The sequence below is a fragment of the Lunatimonas salinarum genome (assembly GCF_017811155.1).
GTDB lineage: Bacteria > Bacteroidota > Bacteroidia > Cytophagales > Cyclobacteriaceae > Lunatimonas > Lunatimonas salinarum.
This window is the reverse complement of the sequence record NZ_JACVCV010000002.1, coordinates 187530-214133: the sequence shown is the minus strand read 5'-3', so window position 1 is coordinate 214133 and position 26604 is coordinate 187530. Positions and strand designations below refer to the sequence as shown.

Sequence of the window (26604 nt, the reverse complement as noted above, 5' to 3'; positions counted from 1 at the left end):
CCATGGTGCTTCCGAAACTACCCCTGACTATTGCTTCCTGTGTAGCATTTCTGCTCGCATTCGGATCGTTGGCGCATGCCCAATCCGACTACGAAAAGGATCTAGACGGCACCTGGAAATTCAAAACCGACCCAAACAACCTGGGAGAGTCGGGGCAATGGTTTCGGAAGAATATCGATGCCCAAGGCTGGGATGATATGGAAGTGCCGGGAAACTGGGACCTGCATAACGAATACGCACATTACGTCGGCAAGGGTTGGTATACCAAAAGTTTCTCCCTTCCGTCTGAATGGGGATCGAAAGCGGTCATTCTCTCCTTCGAAGGGGTGTACCATGACTGCACAGTCTGGCTCAATGGTAAAAAATTGGGAGAGAATAACTCGGGTTTTCTGCCGTTCGAATTCGATATCAGTGCGTTGATTGACCGAGAGGGTGAAAATACCCTTACGGTATGTGCAGACAATACCTTCAAGCGGGGAGCAATCTGGAACTGGGGCGGAGTCCGTAGGCCGGTAAAACTAGTTGCCTACGATGGGATACGCATCACCCGACAGCATATTACTCCTACCATAAACCTAGAGAATAAGGAGGCCGAGGTGGGGATCCGCATATTTTTGGAGAATTTAGCCTCGGAAGAGACCCTTGTGTCCGGGGAATTGTCCCTTTCATCCAAATCGGGATTTCGACGCATGCTGCCCTTTTCCACCTCTATTCCTTCTATTGGACGGCAGGAAGTTTTTGTTAGCACGCTTATCCGAAAAAGTGACTTTCATTTGTGGCATTTCGACGATCCTTTCCTGTATGAATCAGAAGTTACGCTGCATGGAATAAGCCATGTGCCTATCCGTAACTCATTTGGATTAAGGAAGTTGGAAATAGATCCGGAAAATTATCAAATGCGTTTAAATGGGGAATCCGTCCGATTAATGGGCGTAAATTTAGTACCTGATGCACGCACAACCGGTAATACCTTGCCGCTGTGGCAGATTCAAAAGGATGTGGATTTGATTAAAAGCTTAAATGGTAATTTCGCCCGACTTTCCCATTTGCCCCTCCCTGAAGAAATGCTGGAGTACCTTGATCAACGTGGCATGCTTATCGTGTCGGAAATACCACTTTGGGGGTACGACCCACTTGCCGATCCGAACAATCAAGTGCCTTTTGATTGGCTTAAACGGTTGGTTGAACTGCAGTACAACCACCCCTCCATCGTAGGATGGAGTACTGGTAATGAAATCGGGTATTATCCGGGCGCTAGGGAATACGTGGAGAAAAGTGTAGATTATGTCCGGCAACTCGACAGTACCCGTTTTGTAACCAACGTCACCTATACGGCTCAATTTGAAGACGACTACATTCGGTTTACAGACTTGGGCATGCTAAATAAGTACGGAGCAAACTTAGCACCTGTGACGAGGCAACAGCATAAAATGCATCCCGATAAAGTAATGTTTTACAGTGAATACGGTATCGGACAGTTTGGAGAAAGCCTGGACGCCACCTTCGAGATCGGAACGCTGATCGATTCCCTTCGTAATTTACCGTATTTGATAGGAGCCTCTATTTGGACTTACAACGACTACAGGAGTAGCTACATAGGAACCCGGGAACGGTCTGAAAACCGATCCTGGGGCGTTGTAGATGCCTACAGGCGAAAAAAGAACGCCTATTACGACCTTCGGAAAGAACATGCCCCCCTTCGGGCAATGAATGTGGCAGTAGTCAACCAAAAGGCCACTATCGCGCTGCAGCCCAGAAGCAGGCTGGATCTTCCCGCCCATTCCGTCCGGGGGTATAAAATCAGTTACCGGATTTTAGGTGGTGATCGGTCTGTGTTGGAATCGGGCTTTGTCGATGTGCCCCTTCTTATTCCGGGAGATGCCGTATCCACTCATACCATTGAATGGCAAAGCCAAGATCCCTATGTATTAGAAGTCTCCCTACTTTCCCCACAGTTAGACAACGTATTGGATACCCTGGTATATTTTCAACCTCCGGTGAAACCCATTCAATTTCAAGCATATGGTGGTAGGGCAGAACAAAATAGCGTGCCAGCTGCTTCTGGGGGCATCCGTGTATTTTTTGACGAGGTTCCGAATGCCGTTGCATACAAGCTACGCTATGGACTCGGTCAGTTGAATCAAGAAACGACACCCACTAGGGAGTTGGTTGCGGATGTGAGGGGGCTGGAACTGGATCAAAATTACTTGGTACAGGTGGTGGCCATGAATTCCAAGGGGGAATCAGGGTCAGACCCTCTGAAGGTTTCTACCGACCCAAGGGAGTTTTTGCCGCCGGCTGTAAAGTATGTGGAATCTTCTAACGAAGGGTTTTATGTGGCTTACACTACCGAGGAAACAGACTTTCTCTACCGCATTCGGTACCGGGGAGAGCAAGGCGATGAAAAAATCCTGCAATCGACGACCCCTGGCCTGATGGCGGTACGAAACCTTGTAAATGGTCGCTCCTATAGTTTTGAAGTGCAGCGTGTGACGGACAATAATTCCTTTAGCCTGTGGAGTAGGTCATACACGGTTGTACCAGACGGAGGACTTGCGCCTACAGTGCCAAAGTTAGAGGCCGTAAGCCGAAAGGGACAGACCGCATTGCTTTCCTTTGTGCCGGTATCAAAGGCAACCACGTACGAAGCCGCCTACAGGGAGTTGGGTGCCGAACATTGGGAGTCGGTACGTATTGACCGAACGGAAGCCTATTTCTTTCAAATAGACGGGTTGAAATCAAACCGCAGCTACGAGTTTAAGCTGGCGGCCATAAATAAAAATGGAAAATCAATTTATAGCCAAGTAATCCGAAAATGAACCTTTACACGATGCTCCCTTTGCCGGTCTTATCAGTACTACTTGTTTGTAGTATGAAGATTCCTTTTGGAACGCAATCGATTGTTTCAGAGCCAACAAAGGAACTGGTGAAGCAGTTGGATACCGATTCTACGCGGTACGACCTCTGGTTGGTGATGGATGGGGATGAGGTTCCTGATCACTACATGGCAGAGATCTTTACACCGGTTTGTTACTCCAATAAGTGCTATCCGGTTTTTATAAATTTTTATTGGGATCTTTTGGGCAATTTTGATCGCTATGAAATGCCGGAAGGGAAAATACTCACCAAGTTGGATCACCTCCCTTTCGAACCAGAGGACTATGAAAAAATACTACGTATTCTACGAAATAAGGCATCCTTACTGAAGGATTATAAAGTAGAGGAGCTGGTCGTCAGTACCGAAACAAGCTATACCAACGGCATTGATGCCATAACGGGAGCGACGTCGAAGACTATCCAAAGCGAGGTAATCTCAGGGGCAGTTTATTCCTGCTACACCTTATGGCACTTGGCACATGGAGAAATCACGCAATCGATTCGCTCATATACCGAGACGAAGGTCACAGATTCCATGCTTACGGACTTTTTGCAGAGTTCTAATCACTATTACCAATATTTTGCAATGGATAGGTTATTGGAAACAAACAGGGCCTTTCAATCGCCGTTTTTAGAGTCGTATTGGGCGGTGTTGGAGAGCAAAAACCTCTTTGTTGCTGAGTACGCATTGGCACGGATACCACCTGAAGAGCTGGAGATACCTGAGCGACAGGGAAAGGTGCTCCACATCTACGAGCGTAGCCCGTACCGATTACAGTTAAAGCTTTTGGATAGACTCCAGGAAGTGAAGCTCGATCCAAGATGGACGGAAGAGTTGATAGGACACTTGGTTACAGCCAATCCGGAGCAGAAAAGACGAATTTTTGCAGTGGTGGAGCGTCAGCCAAGTCTCTCATCCGGTACATTGAGCAAACTTTCAAAGTTACTGGCAGGAACGGAGTTTGAGCAGCGGGTACAGGCGTTAAAAGGCGATCAATAAAAGTCAGAATATAAAATCCAAAATAAGTTAAACTCATGGAAAGAAAGAATCTATCAGTAATGAAGAAGTGGATGGTCTTATCGGCCGTTTGGCTGGTTTCCCTTCAGGTTTTCGGGCAGCAGCGTTTGTTTGTAGAAGCAGAGTCTTTTGAAAATACCGGTGGTTGGGTGATCGATCAGCAATCATTTGATGTCCTATATTCATCCTACCTGATGGCCCATGGCATGGGCAAAAAGGTGGCAGATGCGGAGACCGAGGTCGAATTTCCCCAAACAGGAACCTACCATGTTTGGGTACGGACCAAGGATTGGGCACCGTTCCCAAAGGGCCCGGGAGCGTTTAGACTACATGTGGGTGATCGGACTTTGGAAAAGACGTTTGGTGCAGATGGATCGGCGGCATGGCAATGGTATTATGGAGGAGCAGTTGATGTTACTGAAAAAAGGACCAAGCTTAAAGCAGAAGACCTATCGGGCTTCAATGGTCGGTTCGACGCTATTTACTTTTCTACTTCCAAAAATGATATGCCGCCTAACGATAATCTCGAATTGTTAACGATGCGTAAAAGGATGTTGAACCTTGCGGATGGTCCAATAGAGGCAGGTCATTTTGACCTCGTCGTTGTAGGTGGAGGCATCGCAGGTACCGCTGCCGCTATTTCTGCCGCCAGGATGGGATTAAAGGTGGCCCTGATACAAAACCGTCCGGTCTTGGGAGGAAACAACAGTTCGGAAATCCGCGTGCACCTGATGGGTAGGGTAGATCAAAACCACTATCCCCGACTGGGTCGGATCGTCCGTGAGTTGGACAATGGAGATCCAGGCAATGGAAACCCCGATGCGGCACGCTATGGGGATCTTCGAAAAATGGAGGTAGTGGCCGCTGAGCCAAATATTACGTTGTACCTCAATACGCACGTCTATGAGGCGGAAATGGACGGTACCAAGATCAACGCAGTCGTTGGCCGCCACATACGTACGAATGAAGAGTTTCGGTTTACTGGCACCTATTTTTCCGATTGTACCGGAGATGGGACACTGGGATATTTGGCAGGGGCTGAGTTTCGTATGGGTCGGGAAAGCCGCGAAGAAACCGGTGAATCGCTCGCAGCTGAAGTGGCCGATGATTTTACGCTGGGTACTTCTAATCTGTGGGCCTCTTTGCCTAAGAACGAGGCATCGTCATTTCCGGAGACTCCCTGGGCTATTCAGTTTTCGGATGAATACCACATAGATGATCATAAAGCAGATTGGCAGTGGGAAACCGGCTTTGGCAACTTTAACACGATCTACGAGGCTGAGGAAATCCGTGACCATAACCTTCGGGCGATTTATGGCAACTGGTCTTACCTAAAAAATCATAAATCCGACAAGTACAAAAACCACGAGTTAGCTTGGGTCGCCTATATTGGTGGAAAGCGCGAATCGAGGAGGTTAATGGGAGATCATATTCTGACCCAAATGGATATTCAGGAAGGGATCAATTACCCTGATGGCTGTGTTACGGCCACTTGGACCATTGATCTGCATTTTCCCGACGAAAAAAACGCTAACTACTTCAAGGGTGAGGAATTCTTCGCAGCCACCAAACACATCAAGGTCAAACCTTATACCATTCCATACCGAAGCCTTTATTCCAGAAATATCGAAAACCTGTTTATGGCTGGAAGGAATATCAGTACCACTCACGTTGCATTCGGCAGTACCCGTGTGATGCGTACCTGCGGGATGATGGGCGAAGCGGTAGGCTATGCTGCGTATGTGGCCAAGGCATTCGGTACCAGTCCACGGGGAGTTTATGCCAATCACTTGGATACGTTTATGGGTATCATCGAATCGCCGCTCAACGTACTTCCAGTAGTTCCGTTGCCAAAAAATTAGTAAATCGGCCCTACGTAATCTCACTAGAAAAGCGCTTCTTCGATGCAATCCCTAGACTATATTTCCATTATTATTTTTACGCTTATTATTCTTGTTGCAGGGCTTTCTTTTGGGGCGAGGGGGAGTGACATGAAATCTTTTTTTGCCGCGGGCGGTGCCGTTCCATGGCCTGTTAGCGGCTTGTCGCTGTTTATGAGTTTTTTTTCGGCAGGAACCTTTGTGGTATGGGGGTCGATCGCCTATGAGTGGGGGTTTGTAGCCATCACCATTCAGATGACCATGTGTGTGAGCGGTTTTGTCATAGGGAGATGGATAGCCCCCAAATGGAAGCAAGCCAAGGTCCTCACGGTGGCAGAATACCTTACGGGGAGGTTTGGGAAAGGCATTCAGCAATACTATACCTACCTCTTCTTATTTCTGTCATTAGGTTATACCGGTGCGTTTCTGTATCCAGTGGCCAAGATTCTTCAGGTAGTCACGGGAATAGACATTTATTGGGCCATTTGGCTGCTTGGCGGCCTGATCATGATCTATACGGCGGTGGGAGGTCTCTGGGCCGTAGTGGCTACCGATGTGCTTCAATTTGTGATTCTAACGGCGGCGGTGTTGATTGTACTTCCCTTGGCCATCTCAAAGATCGGCGGGGTAGACCGGTTCTTTACCGAAGCCCCGGATAATTTCTTCCAGTTGTTCAATGAGGAGTATAGTCCACTTTTCATTGTCGCCTTTGTACTGTACAATACAGTTTTCATAGGAGGAAATTGGGCATACGTGCAGCGCTATACTTCCGTGGCTTCTGCCCAATCGGCCAAAAAAGTAGGCTACTTGTTTGGGCTTCTTTATTTGATAAGTCCATTCATTTGGATGTTGCCCCCCATGGTTTATCGGATCCTAGACGGAGGATTGGTTGGATTGGAATCAGAGGGCGCTTATTTGCGGATGTGTATGGAAGTGCTTCCAGCGGGCATGTTGGGTTTGATGCTTGGCGGGATGGTTTTTGCCACCGCCAGCTCTGTCAACACTTCTCTAAACTTGGCTGCTGCAGTACTCACAAACGATCTGTACAAACCGCTTTTTCCGGGCGTTTCGGAGATAAGGTTGATGAGGACCGCTCGAATAGCTACGCTGCTATTTGGTCTGGGAACCGTCTTGGTTGCCTGTTTAGTACCATTGGCAGGAGGCATTGTGGAAGTTGTGTTAAGCATAGGTGCAGTCACCGGGGGGGCTTTATATGCCCCTGCGATTTGGTCCTTGTTTTCGCCCTATCAGACTGGAAGATCCGTACTCGGTGTAACGTTCGCAAGCTTACTTCTAAATCTAGCGTTTAAATTTGGGTTGTTTGGAGTTGCGTTGGATAGAAGCATGGAGATGTTGGTAGGCATGGTTTTTCCCTTGCTGCTGTTGGCGGCATATGAGGTTTATGCAAGGTCCTTGGGAAAGCAACAGATGCAGCATGTAACAGAAGAAGTTTTGACAGCTGCAGAACAACGAAGCGGACAGCAACAAAACGAATACGGAATCAAGGTGATGGGATTCGCTCTTTTGGCTACCGGAGTCATGTTTTTATTGCTTGGGTTTTTGACGGAAGCCTTGGCTGCGTGGTTGTTGGGGTTGATGGGATTGGTGATCACCGGTATAGGTATTTGGATGTCTAAATTGCTAATAGGGTTTAAACTAGGAAAAGAAAAATAACTGATAGAATCATGATAAAAGCGGAGTTTAGTAGCCAAGTTCGGGGACTGAAAACAGAAGAAATCCAATCGGACTTGGTGGTAGTTGGGGGAGGAATGGCCGGAACCTGTTGTGCCATCACGGCTGCAAGGGCTGGGATAAAGGTTACCTTAGTACAGGACCGTCCCGTACTGGGAGGCAATGCCTCTTCGGAGATTCGGCTTTGGATACTCGGAGCTACCTCCCACATGGGAAATAATAACCGATGGGCCCGGGAAGGCGGCGTGATCGATGAGATTTTGGTGGAGAATATGTACCGAAACCCAGAAGGAAACCCGCTCATATTGGATACCATCCTGATTGAAAAGGTAACCGAAGAGGCTAATATCCGACTATTACTGAATACAGCGGTTTATGAAGCAGAAAAATCAGCTGATTTTCATATCAAGTCGGTGACGGCATTTTGTAGTCAAAACAGTACGCGCTACTTACTTTTGGCGCCGTTGTTTGCAGACGGTTCAGGCGATGGGATATTGGGTTTTCTTTCCGGTGCCGCGTTTCGAATAGGAGCGGAATCCAAAGATGAATTTGACGAACAGTTTGCCCCTGATGAACAATATGGTGAACTCCTGGGTCATTCCATCTATTTTTACAGCAAAGATACGGGTAAGCCAGTGCGGTTTGTAGCACCATCCTACACCTTAAAGACATTGACAGAATTGCCCCGCTTCCATTCCTTTAACCTAAAGCAGCACGGCTGTTGGCTATGGTGGGTAGAGTATGGGGGACGTATGGATACCATACACGAAAGCGAACGTATCAAGTGGGAGTTATGGAAGGTCGTGTATGGAATCTGGCATCACATCAAGAACTCCGGGGAGTATCCTGAAAAGGAAAACCATACGTTGGAGTGGGTGGGAACGGTGCCTGGCAAGCGGGAAAGTAGACGTTTCGAAGGTGATTTTATGCTTTCACAGAAGGACGTGGTGGAACAGAGAGAACACTACGACGCCATATCTTTTGGTGGTTGGTCTCTCGATTTGCACCCTGCCGACGGTGTATATGGCGACAAGCCAGGTTGCAATCAATGGCATAGCAAAGGGGTGTACCAGATCCCCTACCGAACCATGTACAGCAAGAACATTCATAACCTGTTTCTAGTCGGCAGGATCATCAGCGCGAGTCACGTGGCCTTTGGTTCTTCCAGAGTGATGGCCACCTGTGCCCATGGAGGTCAAGCGGTGGGGATGGCAGCAGCGATGTGCAAAGAACTTGATTTGTTACCAAGAGATATCGCCGAACCCAGTCTCGTCACCAAATTACAACAGCGCTTACTTGCTGAGGGACACTATATTCCCAACGTTCGGTACCAAGATGACGACGATTTGGCGCAACAGGCGCAGCTTAAAGTGTCTTCGACGTGGTCATTGCAGGACTTGCCCTTTGACGGTCCTTGGAGAAGGCTGGATTTTGACATGGCCCAATTGCTGCCGGTTTCTGCGGGGCTCATGCCGAAAATCACGATTCAGTGCAACGCATCAAATACCACGCAGTTGAGCGTGAGGTTGATGACGTCGGAAAAGGCTGGTAATTTCACACCAGAAAGGGTTTTGGCCGAATATACCTCAGCGCTCGAACCAGGAATAAACCACCTTGAAGTGGATTTTGGGACTCTAGAGGTTGAAAAGGGGTATGTGTTTGTAGCTTTTTCAGCCAATCAAAAAGTGGAGGTCAGGCAGTCTACTACCCGGGTTACGGGGCTTGTGAGCGTTTATCAAAGGTTCAACAAAGAAGTCGCTACCAGTAGCCGGCAGTCACCACCGGATGGTATAGGGATAGATAGCTTTGAATTTTGGCTTCCCGAGCGCAGACCTAATGGACATAACCTTGCCTTTACCCTCAGTCACCCACTCGTGGTATTTGAAAAGGAGCAATTGACAAATGGGGTATTTAGGCCCGCAGTTTCTACCAATGCATGGGTGGCAGATCCGGGTGTGGAAAGCAATTGGGTAGAATTGAAGTGGCAACAGCCGCAGCGCATAGGCAAGATCCGTTTGTTTCTTGATACCGATTTTGATCATCCCATGGAGTCTACCCTGTTAGGACATCCGGAATCCGAGATGCCGTTTTGTGTACAGTGCTTTAACATTAAGGACGGGAGCGGTCGGGTTTTGACTAGTGTAGAAGGCAACCATCAAACCATTTACACCTTGGTATTGGAAGAACCTGTGGAGACCGACACGATTCGCGTAGAGGTGGCCCATCCACAGCCACATATCCCTGCGGCATTATTTGGTATCACCTGTTATGCTTCCAAGAAATGAGCCATAAATTTCCTTTTACCATACTACTCCTCTTTTTCTGTTCAGCGCTGGTTTTTGAATCGGCATCACAGCAAAACCTTTCCTTTTCGGGACAGGCTTATGTAAGCTCTGAGGATTCAGGCCATGACGCGTCGCTGGCGTTGGATGGAGATGATAAGACCAGCTGGCGAAGCGGTCAGGAGGATTCTACTCCCTGGATTACCGTGCGACTACCTGGAGCAACGGAAGTGGTGTCCGTACACTTGACGTTGGGGCCACTGAATGTCAGTAAAAAGGTACAACTACAATACTTGTTGAACGGGGAGTGGCGCAAGATCCAAGATATAGAGCTGGCGGGATTGCGCCAACTAGAGATAGCGCTTCAAAAACCACTATTGATCGACAGGCTTCGGCTACAGTCCATGGACGCATTACGGCTGGATATAGCTATGTTTAACCTGATCGGACAATCCTATGTAGACGAGTCGGTGGGGGAGGTAAAAAGGATATTGGTAAATCAAAGCGGTTACAATTTACACAGGCCCAAGGGGTTTACAGCACCGGAAATCCCTGATGGAACCGTCTTTCATATTTATGCAGCGGATCGTCCCAATCAAAGCCTGTACGAAGGCAAAGTAGTTGGCGGAAAAGGGTACTTTCATGACTTTAACCCCGAAGCGGAGGAGGAGTTTTTTATCGGTATCGGAGATTTAGCCTCTTTTTCCTTCCGTATAGGGCCCAATTGGTTGGAGCGGGTCACCTATCGATCCATGGTTGATTTTATGCTGGGGGCCAGGCATATGGTGGGGAATGTGACCGAAAAACGTCCCCTGTCTTTTGAATGGCGGGACGGGGATTTTTTTAATTGGTCTCTTCAAACACTGGTCGCTATGTATTTATCCAATCCAGAGGCTTACCAACGCATGGAGGTCAAGGGTGCCTATGTTTCCAACGATTCTTACCCGGAAGAGTATCGGGGTCTTTGGGGTGACTTGGATCCCTTTGCCCCCGGAACTCCCGATGTCGTGCAGCTTATCCATTGGGATGCGGATGTGAAGGTATCCATGAAACTGGACCATGAGATGCAAAAGGCGGAGTTGGCCCACTTTCTGTACGCATGGCCCTACCTCAGTCAGTGGCTTCCCCGGCAGAACTTCGAGGTGGTGTATGCTTTTGCCAAGTCGGTATGGGCCAAGCCGGACGTTTCCAAACACGCCAATTCTATTTACGACCAAAGTCCTGAACACAACCTATTTAGTCTCAAAACCAAGCTGGGAACTACAAAGGGGGAGATGCCTCCGGGCTTTTCGGTGGTCCCGAATTTGATGATGTATGAGGCCGCAAGGAAAATGGGAGAGACAGATGCCGAAAAGTACTTTGATGCGGCTTTCAGGCAGATGGAATGGTTGATCAAAAACCTGGATTGGCAGGACCCCATGACCACCAAAGGACAGCGAACCTCTGAGCACGTGACGATGCGAGCTTTTCATTTTTTTTATTCCCAATACCCCGACCGGTGCCCGGCTGGGTTACAGGAGAAGGTAAACGAGTGGGCCAAGGTTGCCATTTCTCGTTCAGACAATATGTGGGATTTCCGAAAGTATTCTGAAGAAGAGTGGACGCCCCCCGGATGGAACGAGACAGGAAATATCCTTGGATTCCCTGCTGCTGCTTTTGCAGCGATGATGATTTTGGACGATTCCACTTTGGTGGAGAAACTGGAATTGCTGGCATGGTCTCACATGGAAAATGCATTTGGGCGTAATCCTACCGGCAGGCATTATTCCTATAAAGGTCCTGAGGAAATCGAAGGGGTTGATTTGGGTTGGTACAGTCGGCATAGGGGAGGTATAGGACTTTTAGACGAGCTTCCATTGGTCTTCGATGGATCCCCTAAATCATTTCATTACCCCAATAATCCGAAGGTAGGCAATCTTGGGTGGACGGAAGGCTGGGTGCAATTTAATACGGCATTCAATGTAAGCATGGCATATATGGCAGGGTACTATAATGAGTTGGCCATAGAGCCTAGCGGTAGTACACAGCGGTTGATTCGACTTAGAGCACCCCTGAATTTTGACTATGAGTCAAGAGATTGTTTAGATTTGTTAATAGGCCAAACCGCTAGTTCCCTTTTGCCTATTCCACTATGTGAGGAGAGTAAGCTATCGGAATATTTGGTGGGAGCCGTGTCGAGGCGAGATGGCAAAGTCCTGACTTCCAAAGGAAGCATACTTTTAAGTGAAGATAGGCCGTTGACAATAGGGTATGGAGCAGGCTATTTTAGAAGATACGTTGAGATAAGGTAGGCATCCCAGCTAGGATAGGATTAGATCGGAGCTTGAAATTTGGTATCCGTCTAAACCTATTCCTACGCAGGTAGGTTGTGTTAGTGGTGGGTCTATTTGTGGGAAGTTGTCCAATAAAAGGTATATTGTGAGACTCATGCCTGAATCTATTCACTGCCTTGCGATCTATGAGGAACCTAGTACACAGTATTCAACATCTTCGTTTTCATTTTTCAGCTTTCCTGTTACCGGTTTTTCTATTTGCGGTATCTCGGGCGTCAGACCCTTTTCACCGAGATACGATATGGTTGTTTGTCTTGCTCCATTTTTTGGTGTATCCTTCCAGTAATGCGTATAACAGTATACAAGATAGAGATTCCGGAAGCATCGGCGGTTTGAAAAATCCCCCGCCAATACCGGAGGGTCTTTGGGTGGTCACGTTTGTATTTGATTGCTTAGCGCTTGGTTTGGGTGCTTGGTTGCTGGGAGTGGAGGTGATGGTTCTTTTGGGTGGCTACATCTTGGCTTCTCGGGCATACAGCTACCGGGGCATCCGATTGAAAAAATACGCCATCGGCGGCTTTCTGTTGGTTGCTAGTCTCCAAGGGGGGCTCATTTACCTTGTTACCAGTATGGTGGCCTCACACCAACACTTTTTTGAGCTAGGGGCCGAAGTGTTTTTAGGCGCGCTGGCAGCAACGGTGATGATAGGTGCGGGGTATCCAATTACACAAATATACCAGCATCAACAAGATAGGTTAGATGGCGTAAATACCTTGAGCATGAAACTGGGAGTGAGAGGAACGCTGTTGTTTTCAGTATCACTGTTCGGCTTATTTACGGCTTTGGTATTTCTGCTTTGGAAGGAATCGGTTTTTGTAGGGTTTCTTTTTCTTTTAGTTACCGCACCGACCGCCTTTTTCTTCTTGAATTGGATAAAGCGGGTTAGGGAGGATCTCAGCGCTGCAGACTACGATAATACCATGCGGATGAACCTTATCTCTACCATCACATTGAATGTCTTTTTTACCACTTTGTTAATCTTCCAATCATGGAACGTATGAGTAGCACCATTACGGCAATAGGAACGGCAATTCCCGAAAACAGGTATCCGCTAAGTGACTTTGTCGAGTGGGCGGGATTAACCCATGCTTCTCCCGCGGCTCGCCGAAAGTTGCAATTTCTCGCCCGAGATGCGGGAATTGCTGTCAAGCATATGGCTATCAACGATTTTTCCTTAAATGGAAAGGGCGTGCTTTATCGGTGGAACGGCACCGGTTACCAAGATCCCGACACCGCCATTCGCCTAGGACATTTTCTGCCATTGGCGACCAAACTTGGAACCGAGGCTGCCACTACTTGCTTAAGGCGAAGGGAAGTAGATGCCGAACAGATTACTCATCTCATTGCCGTTAGTTGTACCGGGGTCGAGGCGCCAGGTCTTGAAATTGCCCTATACCGATCGCTTAATCTTCCTGCACGGGCAGAACGCGGCGCCGTAAATTTTATGGGCTGTTATGCCGTTTTTCACGCATTAAAGCAAGCAGACTATATCTGTCGGGCCAACCCTGGAAGCAAGGTGTTGATTGTTAGCGTGGAACTCTGTTCTCTGCATTTCAGAAACAGTGAAGAAAACGATAACCTGCTATCTACCGTTCTGTTTTCAGATGGAGCCGCGGCGGCCTTGATAGAGGGAGGATCAGCAGATCAGCATCCGGTATTACGTTTGAATGCATTTGCCTCCACGCTGATTTCCGAGGGCAAGGATGCCATGGGATGGCATATCGGCATCAGGGGTTTTGAAATGATTCTAAGTAGTGCAGTTCCCAAGCACATAGGTTCTAATATGAGGCAAGCTTATCAACAGTTGCTGACCAAAGGTGGACTGGAACCGACGGATATCGTTGGTTATGCCATTCATCCGGGAGGGAAAAATATTTTGATGGCATTTGCTGAGGCTATAGGCTGCGAAATGGAGGATCTACAGGTATCCTTTGATGTGATGAGGGAACACGGGAATATGTCGTCAGCAACGATTCTATTTGTTTTGGAACGTATATTATATCAATCCTTGCTACATGGGCCCTTCTATGCGGCAGCCTTTGGCCCTGGGCTTACCGTAGAAAGTGGCTTATTTTCACGCCTATGAATTTTCAACATCGCTCTTACGAAAAGGAACTGATGGATGCGCCGAATCTCAGCAAAGCGGATTTTCACAGAAATCTTCAGGAAATCGTCTTGATAAACCGGTATTTGGGCGGTGCTTCGGTTACGTACCGCGGCATTAGGCAACTTATACGGCATGCAGCTCTTGGCGACGCACAGGTTACAGACATCGGATCCGGAGCTGGGGATTTGTTTGATTACCTCCGTAGGCGTTTTGGTGCGTTTCCCATTTCCTTTATTGCGGTAGATGTTCAGTCTGAAGCGAAGCAATTTGCCTTGGAGGCATTTCCTGACGTACAATCACAGGTCTCGTGGAAAATCTCGGATTATCGGGATGTATTTGAGGAAGAAGATGGTACAGACATAGTTTCGGCCAATTTGTTTTGCCACCACTTGGATGATGCGGAGCTGATTGCATTTTTAAAGGGAGCCCTTCGGCATGCCCGGGTAGGTTTGGTGATCAATGATTTGCATCGACATCCCTTCGCATATCACAGCATCCGTTTGCTCACGAGCTGGTTTTCGCAGTCTCATTTTACCCGACACGATGCACCACTCTCCGTACTTCGAGGCTTTACCCGGTCTGAATGGCACCATGCCCTCCGGGCGGCAGGAATCCAACATTATTCATTGACTTGGTGCTGGGCGTTTAGGCATTTATTGGTGATACCTAAAAATCCGAAGGTATGAGGCATCCTGTGGTGATAGTCGGTGCCGGTTTGGCCGGGTTAAGTCTTTGTATTGAGCTGGTAAGACGGGGCATCCCGGTGCTCGTTTTGGAAAAGGAAACCTTTCCCCGCCAAAAAGTGTGCGGAGAGTATATTTCCCAAGAATCCGAATCTTACCTGAATCAGCTTGGCTTGGAGACGTATTCCCTTCCCCACATGGATACCTTGCACCTTACCTCTTTGGGGGGAAGGGAAGCAAGTGTGCCCCTTCCCCGAGGTGGGTTTGGACTCAGCCGGTGGACCATGGATTTCCGATTGGCCGAAATTGCCCAACGAGAAGGAGCAGAGATACGGTTTGGAGTGTCCGTACGGTCGATCGAGGGGAACGTGGTACAGACGCTCCAAGGTGATACCATACAAGCTTCGTTCGTAGTAGGTGCCTATGGGCGAAGCAATCGACTGAGTGGTATACGGTTGCCTAAGCGGTCCTCGGCATTTATTGGAGTAAAGTATCACGTAGCAAGCAATGCGCCCGCAAATACCATTGAAATGCACGTGTTCCGCGGCGGTTATTGCGGATTTTCTAAAGTGGATGGTGACAGGTACTGCCTTTGCTACCTTGCCAACGCAGCCCCATTGAAGACACTTGGTGGAAATATCGAAGTCTTTGAGCGGGAGCACTTGTTTCGAAACCGCCACTTGCGGGAACGTTTCTCCGAAGTAACCTTTTTGGGTGAGCGTGTGACCACTTCTCAGTTTCACTTTTCCACTCACGGAGGCCATTACCAAGATCAATTGTTGTTAGGGGATGCATCTGGATTTATCCCACCAATTACCGGTAACGGTATGAGTTTGGCTTTGCGTTCGGGGGCGTATCTGGCACCTTTGTTGGCTGAGGGTTGGTTGGGAAGGCGTAGCAAGGAGTCGTTATACCGAGCCCAGCAGGCATATGTCGCCAATTACTTGCGTGAACGCATCCGAAAAGGCGTTTTTTTGCAAAACCTTCTTCTGCGTCAGAATTTTGTCAGTGATGCGCTCTTGTTTGGTGCTTTGCGTGTAATTCCGGCAGTAGGGCGCCACTTAGCACTTTCTGCGGTGGGAGAGGAAATACGATCGTAAGACTATTATTTGGTGTATTTTTGCCATTCTTGTCGGTCAAAAAATGTGCCTTTGATGTCGCGGATTCATACGGATTATTTTTTAGTCGAAAGATTTTGTCGATATTGCCCGTCAAAGACCGTAACTGGTTGAAAGCACCCGGATGGTTCATTACTTTGGGAGGATTATAGGGTACAAGAGAAGCCCCTCGTTATGCAAAGAATAGTTTATTTAATTGGATTTTTGACCTTTTGTTGGACTGCTTCGTATTCGCAGCAGGAGATTCTTTACAAGCAGGTTGATACGACTTCGCTTTACCTGAAGATTTTCCGATCGGTTCATGCGGAAGAAAGTGGGAAGAATCCAGCAATGGTGTTTTTTTTCGGAGGGGGATGGAACGGTGGTACGGTCGATCAGTTTGAACCTCATGCCAGGTATTTCTCACAACGGGGAATCACCTGTTTTCTGGTAGATTACAGGGTTAAGTCCAGACAGCAGACCACGCCCTTTGAGTCCTTGAAAGATGCCAAATCAGCCATTCGGTTTATTCGCACACATGCCGATGAATTTGGTATCGATACCCTCCGCGTGGTAGCGGCAGGTGGGTCGGCCGGTGGTCATTTGGCTGCCGCTACGGCATTGGTAGAGGCTTACGAGGAGCAATCGGATAATTTGGCGATCAGTTGTAAACCGAATGCCTTGGTGCTGTTCAATCCGGTCATTGACAATGGTCCCGGAGGGTATGGGTATGAGCGGATAGGGGAAGCTTTTACGGCTTTTTCTCCACTGCACAATATCCGTTCCGGTGCACCCCCCACGGTGATGTTTCTTGGGACCGAAGATCGGCTTATCCCTGTGGAAACCGTGCAATATTATCGGAAAGTCATGGAACAAGTAGGTAGCCGATGTGAGGTTTTTTTGTACGAAGGGGCGGTCCACGGATTTTTCAACTACCGGAATTTTGACTATTATCGGCAGACGCTAGCGGAAAGTGACCGGTTTCTGCAATCCATTGGCTACTTGAAGGCAGAACCCAGTGTTGAGATTAAGTGATTTTTTTTAGGATCATTGTAGCGTTCACCGAAAAAACTCCGTCTTTATAATAGGCTGTCGGCAACAGTGAGAAGATGTTGTTTTGTTTCTGCTGTCTTCGGGCCAAGTTAACAGAAAGTGACGGTAAACAAAAGCGAGAATGAAGAGCTATATCCCATTGTTGATTTTTGCTTTGATTGGCGTGTGGTCCTGTGTGCCCAAAGAAGATGTGTTAGTGGGCCCTGTCACAGCAAATATCCGTGAGTTGGCGGTTCAGGAGCAGCAATTGTCTGATGCGAACACCAAATTTGCACTCAAGCTTTTTGAACAAATTGTACAACGAAATCCTGATAATAACCTGTTTATCAGTCCATATAGTGTACATCAGGCGCTGTCGATGACCATGAACGGAAATCAAGGCAGCGTGTTGGAGGAATTCAAAGCGCTGTTGGAAGTAGAGGATCTTGGCTTGGAAGAAGCCAATCAAGCCGCTAAGGATCTGACGGCGTTCTTACTTGGCTTGGATCCCCAAGTTAACCTCGCCATTGCCAATGCGATCTGGTATAAGCAGGAATACCAGGTACAGCCTCCATTTAAACAGACCGCCCGGGATTATTATAAGGCAGAAATCGCTCCGTTGGATATGTGGGATCCGAATTCGGTCAATATTATTAATAACTGGATCGCCCAACAAACCCATAACCTGATTAGGGACATGTTGGATCATATCCCGAGCAATGCGGTTATGTATTTAGTCAATGCCATCTATTTTAAAGCAGACTGGACTTATAACTTTCCTAAGGCCAATACCAAAAAGGAAAAATTTTATCCCAAGCCGGGTCAGGAAGTGATGGTGGACATGATGAGTTTGGGTGAGCCTGCGACTTTTAACTTTTACCAAACGTCCGACTACGGCTATATCGAAATCCCCTACAGTTCTGGGCAGTTTTCGATGGGTATATTGTATGGCTACGATGGAAATACAGAGGAATTGACTAAAAGGCTGACCATGGACAACCTGGTGCTTTGGAGAGAACAGGTTAGGGAATGGAATGTGATCCTGAAAATGCCGAAGTTTAAATTCAGCCACAAGATTCCGAATATGGCAGATGACCTGATCGCATTGGGGTTGGTGACCCCTTTTGGTTTTCATTCAGACAATTTTACCAAACTTTTTTCCAACCCTACGGATGAACTCAAAATCAGTAGGGTTATCCACGAGGCGCTGATTGAAGTAGATGAGAAAGGAACAGAGGCCGCCGCTGCTACTATTGTTGAGGTTATAGAGCGGGTGAGTTTTCCGCCTAGTGGACCATTTACGTTGGTGTTAGACAAACCCTTTGTGTTTTTTATACAGGAGAAACACAGTGGTGCCATACTCTTTATGGGTAAACTGGAAAATCCTTTGTAGAGACGGGGCACACGGATATTAACCAAAGAGATAGTTGAATAGGCACTAAGGAGACATCGAGTTATGATTAGTATACTATTAGTAAGTAAAAATTACTTTAAGTATGGTATAATAAATAAAAAAATAAAATACATTTTTTTGTAACAATAATACCTATTTTTCGTATTTTTTACTATGACCAACATTATTTTGCAACCTAATAAATTTGAATTATGAAAACGTTAATTGAAAGAATCGCATCTGCATTTGTTGCATTACTGATGGTATTTGCCTTTTCTACTGTAGCAAACGCAACGAACAGTAACCCAGAGGACATGCTCTTGCTACCTGCGGAGAAAGAGGGGAAATATGCCAAGCTAGATGTTCGTTTATTTCCCAAGGATAAGGAGGTGACCATTCGGGTAAGGGATGACATCGATCGGTTGGTGTATACATTTACAGTAAAAAATACCGGTCAAAACCAAGTGTTGGTAGATTTTAATCGTCTTAAACCGGGAATTTACACACTGAATGTACTCCGAGGAGAAGATGATGTCGTCAGAAAATACTTGGATATTCGATGGAACGAGGTAGATGTACGGGAAGTCATCTCACTGAAAAAAGATATTGGTCAGGAAGACCGTTTCCCGCTCAATTGGCTTAGATCCTCCATAAACTGAGGGGATGGGTTTCCCCAACGTAAGTCCATATACATTCGTTATATGGACTTTTTTATGACTGGATAAGAATAAGTGCGAAGCAGAGCGTTGAGGAAGTTGCTTTCACCTTTCATCTGCCTGTCAAAAAAGGATATAGCATGGCTTGAAAATTAAAATAGGACTGCTCGAGAATGGCAGTCCTATCGTTATCTTTCAGTAGCCCAGCATCTCAGCCAGCAGTTTATCTAGGGTTATCCTTTGGATATCTCAAAGTTGACCGGCTTGCCTTTGATGGTGTTGCTGTTCATCACACTGATGATTTGGTTCACGTCTTTTTTGGGAACATCCACAAAGGAGAAATTTTCAAAAATATCAATTCCACCAATACTTCGTCCGGGAACACCGGTTTCCCCCGCGATTGCACCTACGATATCATTTGGGCGGATGCGGTCTTTTTTGCCGAGGTTTAGGAAAAGTCTGGCCATATTGGGCTCTCGCTCTTTCTTACCTTTAGGTCCACGGTCACCTCTATCGGATCGTCCTTTCCGGTCGCCGCGTTCAAAACGGGATTCACGTCCATCTCTACGGCCTCTTGTTTCGCCTTTGTCTCTTCTTCCGAGGTCCAAGCTAAAGTTTACGTCGTTTAACTCTTTAACGGCAGATTTCATCTGAAGTTTGATCAGACCAAGAGCCACCTCGTCTAGCGTTAGACCTTCTTCCAGCATTTTCTGTATGGTGTCGGAATAGATCGTGTTGTCTTCTTCTTTCGCTACTTTTCTTTTGACGTCAACGATTAATTGATCCTTTTTCATTTCCAGCATTTCTGCTGCGGAAGGAGGACTCATCTTTTGGATGGACGTTTTGATAAATCGTTCCAAATCGTTTATTCTACCTAGATCTCTTCGTCCGGAAACGAAATTAATAGCAGTACCGGATTTACCGGCCCTACCCGTACGGCCTATACGGTGCACGTAGTTTTCCTCGTCCAAGGGAAGGTCATAGTTGAATACAGCTTCCACGTTTTCCACGTCTATGCCCCGCGCAGCCACATCCGTTGCCACTAAGACGCTGCAATGGCCTTTGCGAAACTTGTTCATGACTTTGGTACGTTGCGCCTGTGACAGGTCTCCATGTAGGGCCTCTGCTTGAATGCCCCGCGCAATCAATTCCTCGGTTACTTCATCCGTAGCTCGCTTCGTATTGCAGAAAACCAAGCTTAGGGTAAACTGATTAACATGGATCAAACGGGTAATCAAATCGATTTTTAACGGGCTTTTGACCTCGTAGTAATGTTGTGCGATATTCTCAACGGTCAGTTCCTTTCGCAATACCTTTACAATTTTGGGGTTGTTTTGGTATTTTTTGGTCAAGTCTAAGATAGGCTTGGGCATGGTAGCGGAGAAGAAAACGGTCTGCCGTTCGTCAGGCATGGTTTTTAGGATCGTTTCTATATCTTCCCTAAAACCCATATCCAGCATTTCGTCTGCTTCATCCAATACGATGATACCTACTTGCCTTAGGTCCAATGTACCTCTATCAAGGTGATCCATTACCCTGCCAGGCGTGCCCACCACGATCTGTACCCCTTTTTTAAGTGCGCGGATTTGACGGTCTATTGGATCGCCCCCATAAATACAAGTGGAAGATAACCTTCTTTTGTATTTGGCTAGTTTGGTGATTTCTCCTTCCACCTGAACGGCAAGTTCCCTGGTAGGGCAAAGAATCAACGCCTGAGGTTTTTGATTGTCCACATCCACCATGTCAATAATTGGGATGCCAAATGAAGCGGTCTTTCCGGTTCCGGTTTGCGCCTGTCCAATTACATCGTGCCCTTCGAGCAGGTATGGGATAGTTTGCGCTTGGATGGGAGAGGGTTGGGTAAAGCCCATATCCTCTACTGCACTCAAAATCTCTTCCGAGATCCCGAGATCTGAAAATAATACTGTTTGATCCATGAAATGTTTCCTTACTTCTCTAGCCACAGTTTTCCGAATCCCACTAACTAGCAACAGTAAGGAAACCCACGGCAATGGAGAAAAATTTTGAATTAATTAAGGTGCAAAGGTAGAAGTAATAATTTGCAAATCCAATATTTACGGGGGTAAATAAAAATATTATAAACGAATATAACGGTTCATTTAGAAAAAATTCGGAAAATAAAGAGGGGCCTTGGTAAATGGCCCCTCTAGCACGTAGTTTTATCGACTGGTCATGGGAACAAAAGCCCTTTCTGTTGGTCCTACATATACTTGACGAGGCCTTCCGATCGGTTCGTTGTTTTCACGCATTTCTTTCCATTGAGCTATCCAGCCCGGTAGTCGCCCCAGGGCAAACATCACGGTGAACATATCGGTGGGGATGCCCAAGGCACGATAAATGATGCCTGAATAGAAATCCACATTGGGATAGAGTTTTCTATCCACAAAGTATTGATCTTTCAGCGCCGCTTCTTCTAGCTCCTTGGCGATGTTTAGCACGGGATCGTCGATACCCAGTTTGGTAAGCACCTCGTCAGCGGCTTTTTTGATGATTTTTGCCCGTGGGTCGAAATTCTTATACACCCGGTGGCCAAATCCCATCAATCGGAAAGGATCATTTTTGTCTTTTGCTTTTTCCAGGTACTTCTTGGAGTCTCCACCGTCTGCTTTGATCGCTTCCAGCATTTCGATCACAGATTGATTTGCACCTCCATGCAGGGGTCCCCATAGTGCGTTGATTCCCGCAGAAATGGAGGCATAAATACTGGCTTGTGAAGATCCGACTATCCGAACGGTAGATGTGGAGCAGTTCTGCTCGTGGTCAGCGTGCAATATAAGAAGCTTGTCCAACGCCTTGGAAATCACCGGATCTGGTTCGTATTTTTCAGCGGGGAGGGCAAACATCATTTTCAAAAAGTTGCTGCAATAGTCTAAGCTATTGTCCGGATAATTTACTGGATGACCGACCTTGTTTTTAAATGCCCATGCTGCAAAGGTAGGCATCTTTGCCATCAGGCGGACGATGCTCAACTGGATTTCTTCCTGTGTATTGTTAGGATCCAGTGAATTGGGATAGAATGCAGTAAGTGAGCATATCAAAGAAGAAAGTACACCCATCGGATGTGCCACAGAAGGAAATCCATCCAAAATTTTCTTGATGTCTTCGTGCACCAAGGTATGGTTTGTGATTCTCTGTGCGAAACTGTCGTATTGCGTTTTTGTGGGGAGTTCTCCGTTGATCAACAAGTAGGAAACCTCCAAAAAGTTTGATTTCTCGGCTAAATCTTCGATGTTATACCCCCTGTATCTTAAGATTCCCTGTTCCCCATCCAGGAAAGTGATGGCACTTTGGGTAGAACCGGTGTTTTTGTATCCAGGATCAAGGGTAATAAGTCCGGATTGGCCTCTCAACTTGGCAATATCTATGGCTTCTTCGTTTTCTGAGCCCTTTAGTACAGGAAGTTCGAATTCTTTACCGTTGAAGGATAACTTAGCAATTTCAGACATATGTTTCTAGTTAATCTATTTTGGATATAAGCTCTATTTTGATTCACATTTAAATTTCGGGCTCAAGTTAATAAAAACACCGCAATTTTTTTTCAAAAATTACAGCTAGGGCGCAAGTCATATGGTTTTTTGGGTCGGTAATATCCATTAACTCCCACCTGCATTAGAACCCACATTTGCCCAAATTGGTTTAGCCAAAACAGCTATTTACGGGAAATGAATTCGATTAAAATTTTTGGATAAAATACGTATTCTACTGATTTTGGTCGATGGAAAAAAAGAAAAGCCCCATGTGGGGCTATATGTCTATTCGCAGAAATGGTCAAATACTTCCACTAAATGGTCTCCAATCATTTTGGCATTACGGCCTTCGATGTGGTGACGCTCAATGAAATGAACCAGCTCACCGTCTTTAAACAGCGCCATGGCCGGCGAAGAAGGGGGGTAGGGTAGCACGTATTCTCTCACCTTCGCCACGGCATCGCGGTCATTTCCGGCAAAAACGGTCGCCAAGGTGGTGGGCTTTTTTGCGGATTGGTCGAGTGCATAGCGAACCCCTGGTCTGGCGGCACCGGCAGCACATCCACATACGGAGTTAACGACGATCAAGGTTGTTCCTTTGTGTGATTTCAAATGGGTGTCTACCTCTTCGGCAGTTCGAAACTCTTGAAATCCCACATTGGTCAATTCGGCACGCATGGGTGCTATCAATTCTTCTGGATACATAATTCTTCGTTAATTTTTATAGAAAGCCTAATTCAAGTTTTGCTACCTCAGACATCATGTCCTGAGAGTATGGTGGTTCAAAGGTGAGTTCTACTTCCACGTTGTTTACACCCTCTATTTCCAACACACGCTCTTTCACTTCGGATGGAATGGACTCGGCCGAGGGGCAGTTTGGGGAAGTGAGCGTCATCAATATATAGACGTTGTTTACGGGATAAACGGTGATTTCATAGATTAATCCCAATTCGTATACATCAACAGGTATCTCCGGATCGTATACCAGTTTGATCGCGTTGATTACCCTTTGCTTCATTTCAGCGGTATCGCCGGTGCTTGCAGCAGTTTCCATTCTAGTGACCTTTGTTAAGATGCGTTCGTTTTAGACTGATAAGCCAAAGCATAGCGCTTCATTTGTTTAATCATCGCCGCCAAGCCGTTTGAGCGTTGGGAGCCAATGATGTTTCCCATGCCGATTCTCTCTATGAAATAGAGCTCCGCCCGAAGGATCTCCTCGGCTTTCCTGCCAGATAAGACCCGTATCAACAAGCTAATGAGTCCTTTTGTAATGTCCGTATTGGAGTCGGCAAGAAAAGATATCCTTTCGCCTTCTGAGCGGGTGGTTAGCCAAACCTTTGACTGGCACCCTTTGATTATGTTTTCGTCTACTTTTTCCGCTTCGGGAAATTCGGGCAGTTTATCGCCCAGCTCCATAATGTAGAAAATGGTAGATTCCCTGTCATCACCCAGAATGCTGAATTCATCTATTATCTCCTGCTGTACGGTGTTTATATCAATCATTTAGTTTTTCCTTTTGGCAATGCGCTCCAGACTTTCAGCCAGACGATCTATTTCTGATTTCGTGTTGTAAACAGAAAACGAAGCTCTTACGGTTCCTTCCAAGCCCAATCTTTTCATTAAAGGCTGAGTACAGTGATGCCCTGTCCGTACCGCAATCCCCATAGCATCCAACATCATTCCCACATCAAAAGGATGCATCCGGTTGATTAGGAAGCTCAATACGCTCACCCGTTGCTTGGCGGTGCCCACCGGGATAAATCCCTTTATAGCTGAAAGCTGCGAGATGGCGTAGTTTAACAATTCCTCTTCGTGTTTTCTGATCGCTGGCTTACCGATGTCATTGATAAATTGGATCGCTTCCTTAAAGGCGATCACATCACCAATATTGGGTGTGCCGGCTTCAAACTTAAAAGGGATTTCATTGTAGGTGGTTTTCTCAAAGGTTACTTCTTTGATCATTTCCCCACCACCTTGGTAAGGTGGCATTGCTTCCAAAATTTCCCGTTTACCGTACAATATCCCCACACCCGTTGGCCCAAATAGCTTATGGGCTGAACAGGCCAAGAAGTCACAATTGAGTTTTTGGACGTCAACGTCGAGGTGTGATGTAGATTGCGCACCGTCTATCAGTACTTTGGCACCAACGGCATGTGCTCTTGCAATGATTTCTGCTACAGGGTTTATCGTTCCCAATGCGTTGGATACATGAACTATGGATACAAGTTTGGTTTTTTTGGAAAGGAGCTTCTCAAACTCCTCCAAAAGCAACTCGCCCGAATCCTGTATCGGGATTACCCGTAGTGTAGCGCCTTTTGCCTCACAAAGCATTTGCCAAGGAACAATATTCGAGTGATGTTCCATGGTAGAGATAATAATCTCATCACCGGAATTTACGGACGTTCTGCCGTAAGTGGATGCCACCAAATTGATACTTTCGGTCGTTCCTTTCGTAAAGATGATTTCTTCTGCTTCTTGGGCATGAAGAAACTGTTGAACAGATTTTCTGGTGGCTTCGTAATATTCGGTGGATCTTGCGGCCAATGCATGGGCACCACGGTGGATATTGGCGTTGTCGGTTTCGTAATAGGTATTCAACGCCCGGATCACCGTGTCGGGTTTTTGCGTAGTGGCCGCATTATCCAAATACACCAAGGGGTTGCCATTCACCTCTTGGTGAAGGATGGGAAACCGATTTCTGATTTGAGAGATATCCACGGTGGGCGCGTCAACTGGCGTAATTGCTTCCCAGTCGGTTTTGTACAAGGTTGATACAGTATTCCCTGAAATCGTCATGTTGTATATGATCTAGTACTTCTCCGGCAAAGGCATACAACAACAGTGCTTTTCCTGCCTCTTTGGAAATACCCCGGGCACGGAGATAAAACAAGGCTTCTTCGTCCAATTGGCCGGTCGTACAGCCGTGGGAACACTTCACGTCATCGGCCCAAATTTCAAGTTGCGGCTTGGTATTGATCACCGCATCTTCAGACAGCAGGATATTGTTGTTTTGCTGGAACGCATTGGTTTTTTGTGCATCCTGTCTAACAAAGATTTTCCCATTAAAGACCCCTCGTGACTTATCTGCTAGGATTCCTTTGTAGAGTTCATTTGATTCTGCATGGGGCTTTATATGATCTACATTGGTGTGATTGTCCACGTGTGTCCCGCCATTGAGCAGGTATAATCCGTACATATTACCCACCGTATTGGAATCGAGCAGGTTAAGGCTTAAATTATTCCGAATCATTTGCCCCTGCAGCGAAATGACTACGGAAGTGAAGGTTCCGTCCTGGGTAATATTCGCTTCGGTATTACTTACTTCCATGCTCTCTTTTCCCTCATCCTGAAGCTTGTAATAGTGTACATGGGAATTATGGCCTAGGGAAATTTCGGTAACGGTGTTTAGAAGGAAGGGATTATCCTGTATCGGGACAACCTGCTCGATGAAGGTCGCCTCGGCATGTTTTCCGGTTCGGATAAACAATCGCGGATGCACGGTCTCACCTTGGTCATTGACGGAGACCAATTGAAGGATATAAATCGGCTTTGCCAGCGAAGTATTTGCAGGGATATCAATGTAAAGGCCATCTTGGAAGGCCAACTGATTCAATGCAGCAAATGGATCTTTCTCCGCTTTTGCAATTGTTCCCAATTCCACAGGGATTTCTCCTTCGGAGAACGATCGTGCGGTAAATGCAGCCTCATCAAAGGAGGATAGGGATCTGTCGAATCTTCCGTTGTTTAATACCACGAGATGGCAAGCTACCCCTGGTATAAGGTATTGGTGGAGATCCTCTGCGGTAATTTTTTCTGCATGGGGCGCATGGGCCAGGTTTTTTAATCTGGCTTCAATGCGCCTTGAAATAGCCGTAAATTTGTACTCTTCACTTTTTGGAGCTGGAAGACCATGCTCCCGCAGCAATCCCGACGCATGAACGACTAATTCCGTCCAAGGAGAATCCGGTTTCTTACTATAAAAAGCCTCCAAAAACGAGGAGGCTAAGGTATCGGTTTTTTTTAAGGTAGTAGTCATTTGAATAGGTTAACAGGTTGAAAGACAAGT

The 26604-nt window shown here is 46.7% G+C and carries 20 protein-coding genes; 13 read left to right on the top strand and 7 right to left on the bottom strand.

Translation table 11 applies throughout. The annotated features are described in order from the left end of the window. Positions 1-2: 2 nt before the first annotated feature. From IAQ59_RS02870 to IAQ59_RS02810, 13 genes are all read left to right on the top strand, one after another. Positions 3-2819, top strand: a complete 2817-nt coding sequence (locus tag IAQ59_RS02870) for a glycoside hydrolase family 2 TIM barrel-domain containing protein (protein WP_209329267.1) — start codon at positions 3-5, stop codon at positions 2817-2819. A 53-nt stretch (positions 2820-2872) separates the two neighbouring features. Continuing rightward, positions 2873-3877, top strand: a complete 1005-nt coding sequence (locus IAQ59_RS02865; protein ID WP_209329266.1) for a hypothetical protein — start codon at positions 2873-2875, stop codon at positions 3875-3877. A gap of 59 nt (positions 3878-3936) precedes the next feature. After that, positions 3937-5757 (top strand): FAD-dependent oxidoreductase, encoded by a 1821-nt coding sequence (locus IAQ59_RS02860; protein ID WP_209329452.1) that lies wholly within the window; start codon positions 3937-3939, stop codon positions 5755-5757. A gap of 42 nt (positions 5758-5799) precedes the next feature. Further along, a complete protein-coding gene (locus tag IAQ59_RS02855) occupies positions 5800-7449 on the top strand; it encodes a sodium:solute symporter family transporter (RefSeq protein ID WP_209329265.1) in 1650 nt (549 codons plus the stop codon). Between the two features lie 11 nt (positions 7450-7460). Further along, positions 7461-9752: an FAD-dependent oxidoreductase gene (locus tag IAQ59_RS02850; RefSeq protein WP_209329264.1), complete on the top strand. Its 2292-nt coding sequence runs from the start codon at positions 7461-7463 to the stop codon at positions 9750-9752. Then, entirely contained in the window at positions 9749-12040 is a 2292-nt protein-coding gene (locus tag IAQ59_RS02845; RefSeq protein WP_209329263.1) for a discoidin domain-containing protein, read from the top strand. The genes IAQ59_RS02850 and IAQ59_RS02845 overlap by 4 nt, the downstream gene beginning before the upstream one ends. A gap of 167 nt (positions 12041-12207) precedes the next feature. Then, positions 12208-13083 (top strand): UbiA family prenyltransferase, encoded by an 876-nt coding sequence (locus IAQ59_RS02840; RefSeq protein ID WP_209329262.1) that lies wholly within the window; start codon positions 12208-12210, stop codon positions 13081-13083. Further along, positions 13080-14168: a type III polyketide synthase gene (locus IAQ59_RS02835; RefSeq protein ID WP_209329261.1), complete on the top strand. Its 1089-nt coding sequence runs from the start codon at positions 13080-13082 to the stop codon at positions 14166-14168. Before IAQ59_RS02840 ends, IAQ59_RS02835 begins: the two co-directional genes overlap by 4 nt. Continuing rightward, positions 14165-14875 carry a methyltransferase domain-containing protein gene (locus IAQ59_RS02830; RefSeq protein ID WP_209329260.1) on the top strand — a complete coding sequence of 237 codons (711 nt, stop codon included), beginning with the start codon at positions 14165-14167 and terminating at the stop codon, positions 14873-14875. The genes IAQ59_RS02835 and IAQ59_RS02830 overlap by 4 nt, the downstream gene beginning before the upstream one ends. Then, on the top strand, positions 14872-15972 hold the full coding sequence (locus tag IAQ59_RS02825) for an NAD(P)/FAD-dependent oxidoreductase (protein ID WP_209329259.1): 1101 nt from the start codon (positions 14872-14874) through the stop codon (positions 15970-15972). The genes IAQ59_RS02830 and IAQ59_RS02825 overlap by 4 nt, the downstream gene beginning before the upstream one ends. A 192-nt stretch (positions 15973-16164) precedes the next feature. Continuing rightward, on the top strand, positions 16165-17004 hold the full coding sequence (locus IAQ59_RS02820) for an alpha/beta hydrolase (RefSeq protein ID WP_209329258.1): 840 nt from the start codon (positions 16165-16167) through the stop codon (positions 17002-17004). Positions 17005-17143: 139 nt separating this feature from the next. Beyond that, entirely contained in the window at positions 17144-18394 is a 1251-nt protein-coding gene (locus tag IAQ59_RS02815) for a serpin family protein (protein WP_209329257.1), read from the top strand. Between the two features lie 212 nt (positions 18395-18606). Beyond that, positions 18607-19053, top strand: coding sequence for a hypothetical protein (locus tag IAQ59_RS02810; RefSeq protein WP_245189394.1), 447 nt, complete (start codon positions 18607-18609; stop codon positions 19051-19053). A gap of 230 nt (positions 19054-19283) precedes the next feature. Here IAQ59_RS02810 and IAQ59_RS02805 read toward each other — a convergent pair whose 3' ends face one another. The 7 genes from IAQ59_RS02805 to sufD form a co-directional block, all read right to left on the bottom strand. After that, positions 19284-20987: a DEAD/DEAH box helicase gene (locus IAQ59_RS02805; RefSeq protein ID WP_209329256.1), complete on the bottom strand. Its 1704-nt coding sequence runs from the start codon at positions 20985-20987 to the stop codon at positions 19284-19286. Between the two features lie 243 nt (positions 20988-21230). Further along, positions 21231-22517 carry a citrate synthase gene (locus IAQ59_RS02800; protein ID WP_209329255.1) on the bottom strand — a complete coding sequence of 429 codons (1287 nt, stop codon included), beginning with the start codon at positions 22515-22517 and terminating at the stop codon, positions 21231-21233. A gap of 306 nt (positions 22518-22823) precedes the next feature. Further along, positions 22824-23243: a BrxA/BrxB family bacilliredoxin gene (locus tag IAQ59_RS02795; protein WP_209329254.1), complete on the bottom strand. Its 420-nt coding sequence runs from the start codon at positions 23241-23243 to the stop codon at positions 22824-22826. A 16-nt stretch (positions 23244-23259) separates the two neighbouring features. Then, positions 23260-23592, bottom strand: a complete 333-nt coding sequence (locus IAQ59_RS02790) for an iron-sulfur cluster assembly protein (protein ID WP_209329253.1) — start codon at positions 23590-23592, stop codon at positions 23260-23262. A gap of 14 nt (positions 23593-23606) precedes the next feature. Continuing rightward, a complete protein-coding gene (locus IAQ59_RS02785; protein ID WP_209329252.1) occupies positions 23607-24041 on the bottom strand; it encodes a SufE family protein in 435 nt (144 codons plus the stop codon). Then, entirely contained in the window at positions 24042-25304 is a 1263-nt protein-coding gene (locus IAQ59_RS02780; protein ID WP_245189393.1) for an aminotransferase class V-fold PLP-dependent enzyme, read from the bottom strand. Continuing rightward, positions 25267-26574, bottom strand: a complete 1308-nt coding sequence (sufD, locus tag IAQ59_RS02775) for a Fe-S cluster assembly protein SufD (RefSeq protein ID WP_209329251.1) — start codon at positions 26572-26574, stop codon at positions 25267-25269. Before sufD ends, IAQ59_RS02780 begins: the two co-directional genes overlap by 38 nt. Positions 26575-26604 lie beyond the last annotated feature (30 nt).

Excerpts from the sequence above, each read along its gene's own strand:
- IAQ59_RS02850 (WP_209329264.1), top strand. The coding sequence starts at position 7,461 with ATGATAAAAGCGGAGTTTAGTAGCCAAGTTCGGGGACTGAAAACAGAA.
- IAQ59_RS02835 (WP_209329261.1), top strand. The coding sequence starts at position 13,080 with ATGAGTAGCACCATTACGGCAATAGGAACGGCAATTCCCGAAAACAGG.
- IAQ59_RS02815 (WP_209329257.1), top strand. The coding sequence starts at position 17,144 with ATGAAGAGCTATATCCCATTGTTGATTTTTGCTTTGATTGGCGTGTGG.
- IAQ59_RS02795 (WP_209329254.1), bottom strand. The coding sequence starts at position 23,243 with ATGTATCCAGAAGAATTGATAGCACCCATGCGTGCCGAATTGACCAAT.
- IAQ59_RS02825 (WP_209329259.1), top strand. The coding sequence starts at position 14,872 with ATGAGGCATCCTGTGGTGATAGTCGGTGCCGGTTTGGCCGGGTTAAGT.
- IAQ59_RS02845 (WP_209329263.1), top strand. The coding sequence starts at position 9,749 with ATGAGCCATAAATTTCCTTTTACCATACTACTCCTCTTTTTCTGTTCA.
- IAQ59_RS02785 (WP_209329252.1), bottom strand. The coding sequence starts at position 24,041 with ATGATTGATATAAACACCGTACAGCAGGAGATAATAGATGAATTCAGC.
- IAQ59_RS02860 (WP_209329452.1), top strand. The coding sequence starts at position 3,937 with ATGAAGAAGTGGATGGTCTTATCGGCCGTTTGGCTGGTTTCCCTTCAG.
- IAQ59_RS02855 (WP_209329265.1), top strand. The coding sequence starts at position 5,800 with ATGCAATCCCTAGACTATATTTCCATTATTATTTTTACGCTTATTATT.
- sufD (WP_209329251.1), bottom strand. The coding sequence starts at position 26,574 with ATGACTACTACCTTAAAAAAAACCGATACCTTAGCCTCCTCGTTTTTG.
- IAQ59_RS02840 (WP_209329262.1), top strand. The coding sequence starts at position 12,208 with ATGAGGAACCTAGTACACAGTATTCAACATCTTCGTTTTCATTTTTCA.
- IAQ59_RS02810 (WP_245189394.1), top strand. The coding sequence starts at position 18,607 with ATGAAAACGTTAATTGAAAGAATCGCATCTGCATTTGTTGCATTACTG.
- IAQ59_RS02865 (WP_209329266.1), top strand. The coding sequence starts at position 2,873 with ATGAAGATTCCTTTTGGAACGCAATCGATTGTTTCAGAGCCAACAAAG.
- IAQ59_RS02830 (WP_209329260.1), top strand. The coding sequence starts at position 14,165 with ATGAATTTTCAACATCGCTCTTACGAAAAGGAACTGATGGATGCGCCG.
- IAQ59_RS02790 (WP_209329253.1), bottom strand. The coding sequence starts at position 23,592 with ATGGAAACTGCTGCAAGCACCGGCGATACCGCTGAAATGAAGCAAAGG.
- IAQ59_RS02800 (WP_209329255.1), bottom strand. The coding sequence starts at position 22,517 with ATGTCTGAAATTGCTAAGTTATCCTTCAACGGTAAAGAATTCGAACTT.
- IAQ59_RS02870 (WP_209329267.1), top strand. The coding sequence starts at position 3 with ATGGTGCTTCCGAAACTACCCCTGACTATTGCTTCCTGTGTAGCATTT.
- IAQ59_RS02820 (WP_209329258.1), top strand. The coding sequence starts at position 16,165 with ATGCAAAGAATAGTTTATTTAATTGGATTTTTGACCTTTTGTTGGACT.
- IAQ59_RS02805 (WP_209329256.1), bottom strand. The coding sequence starts at position 20,987 with ATGGATCAAACAGTATTATTTTCAGATCTCGGGATCTCGGAAGAGATT.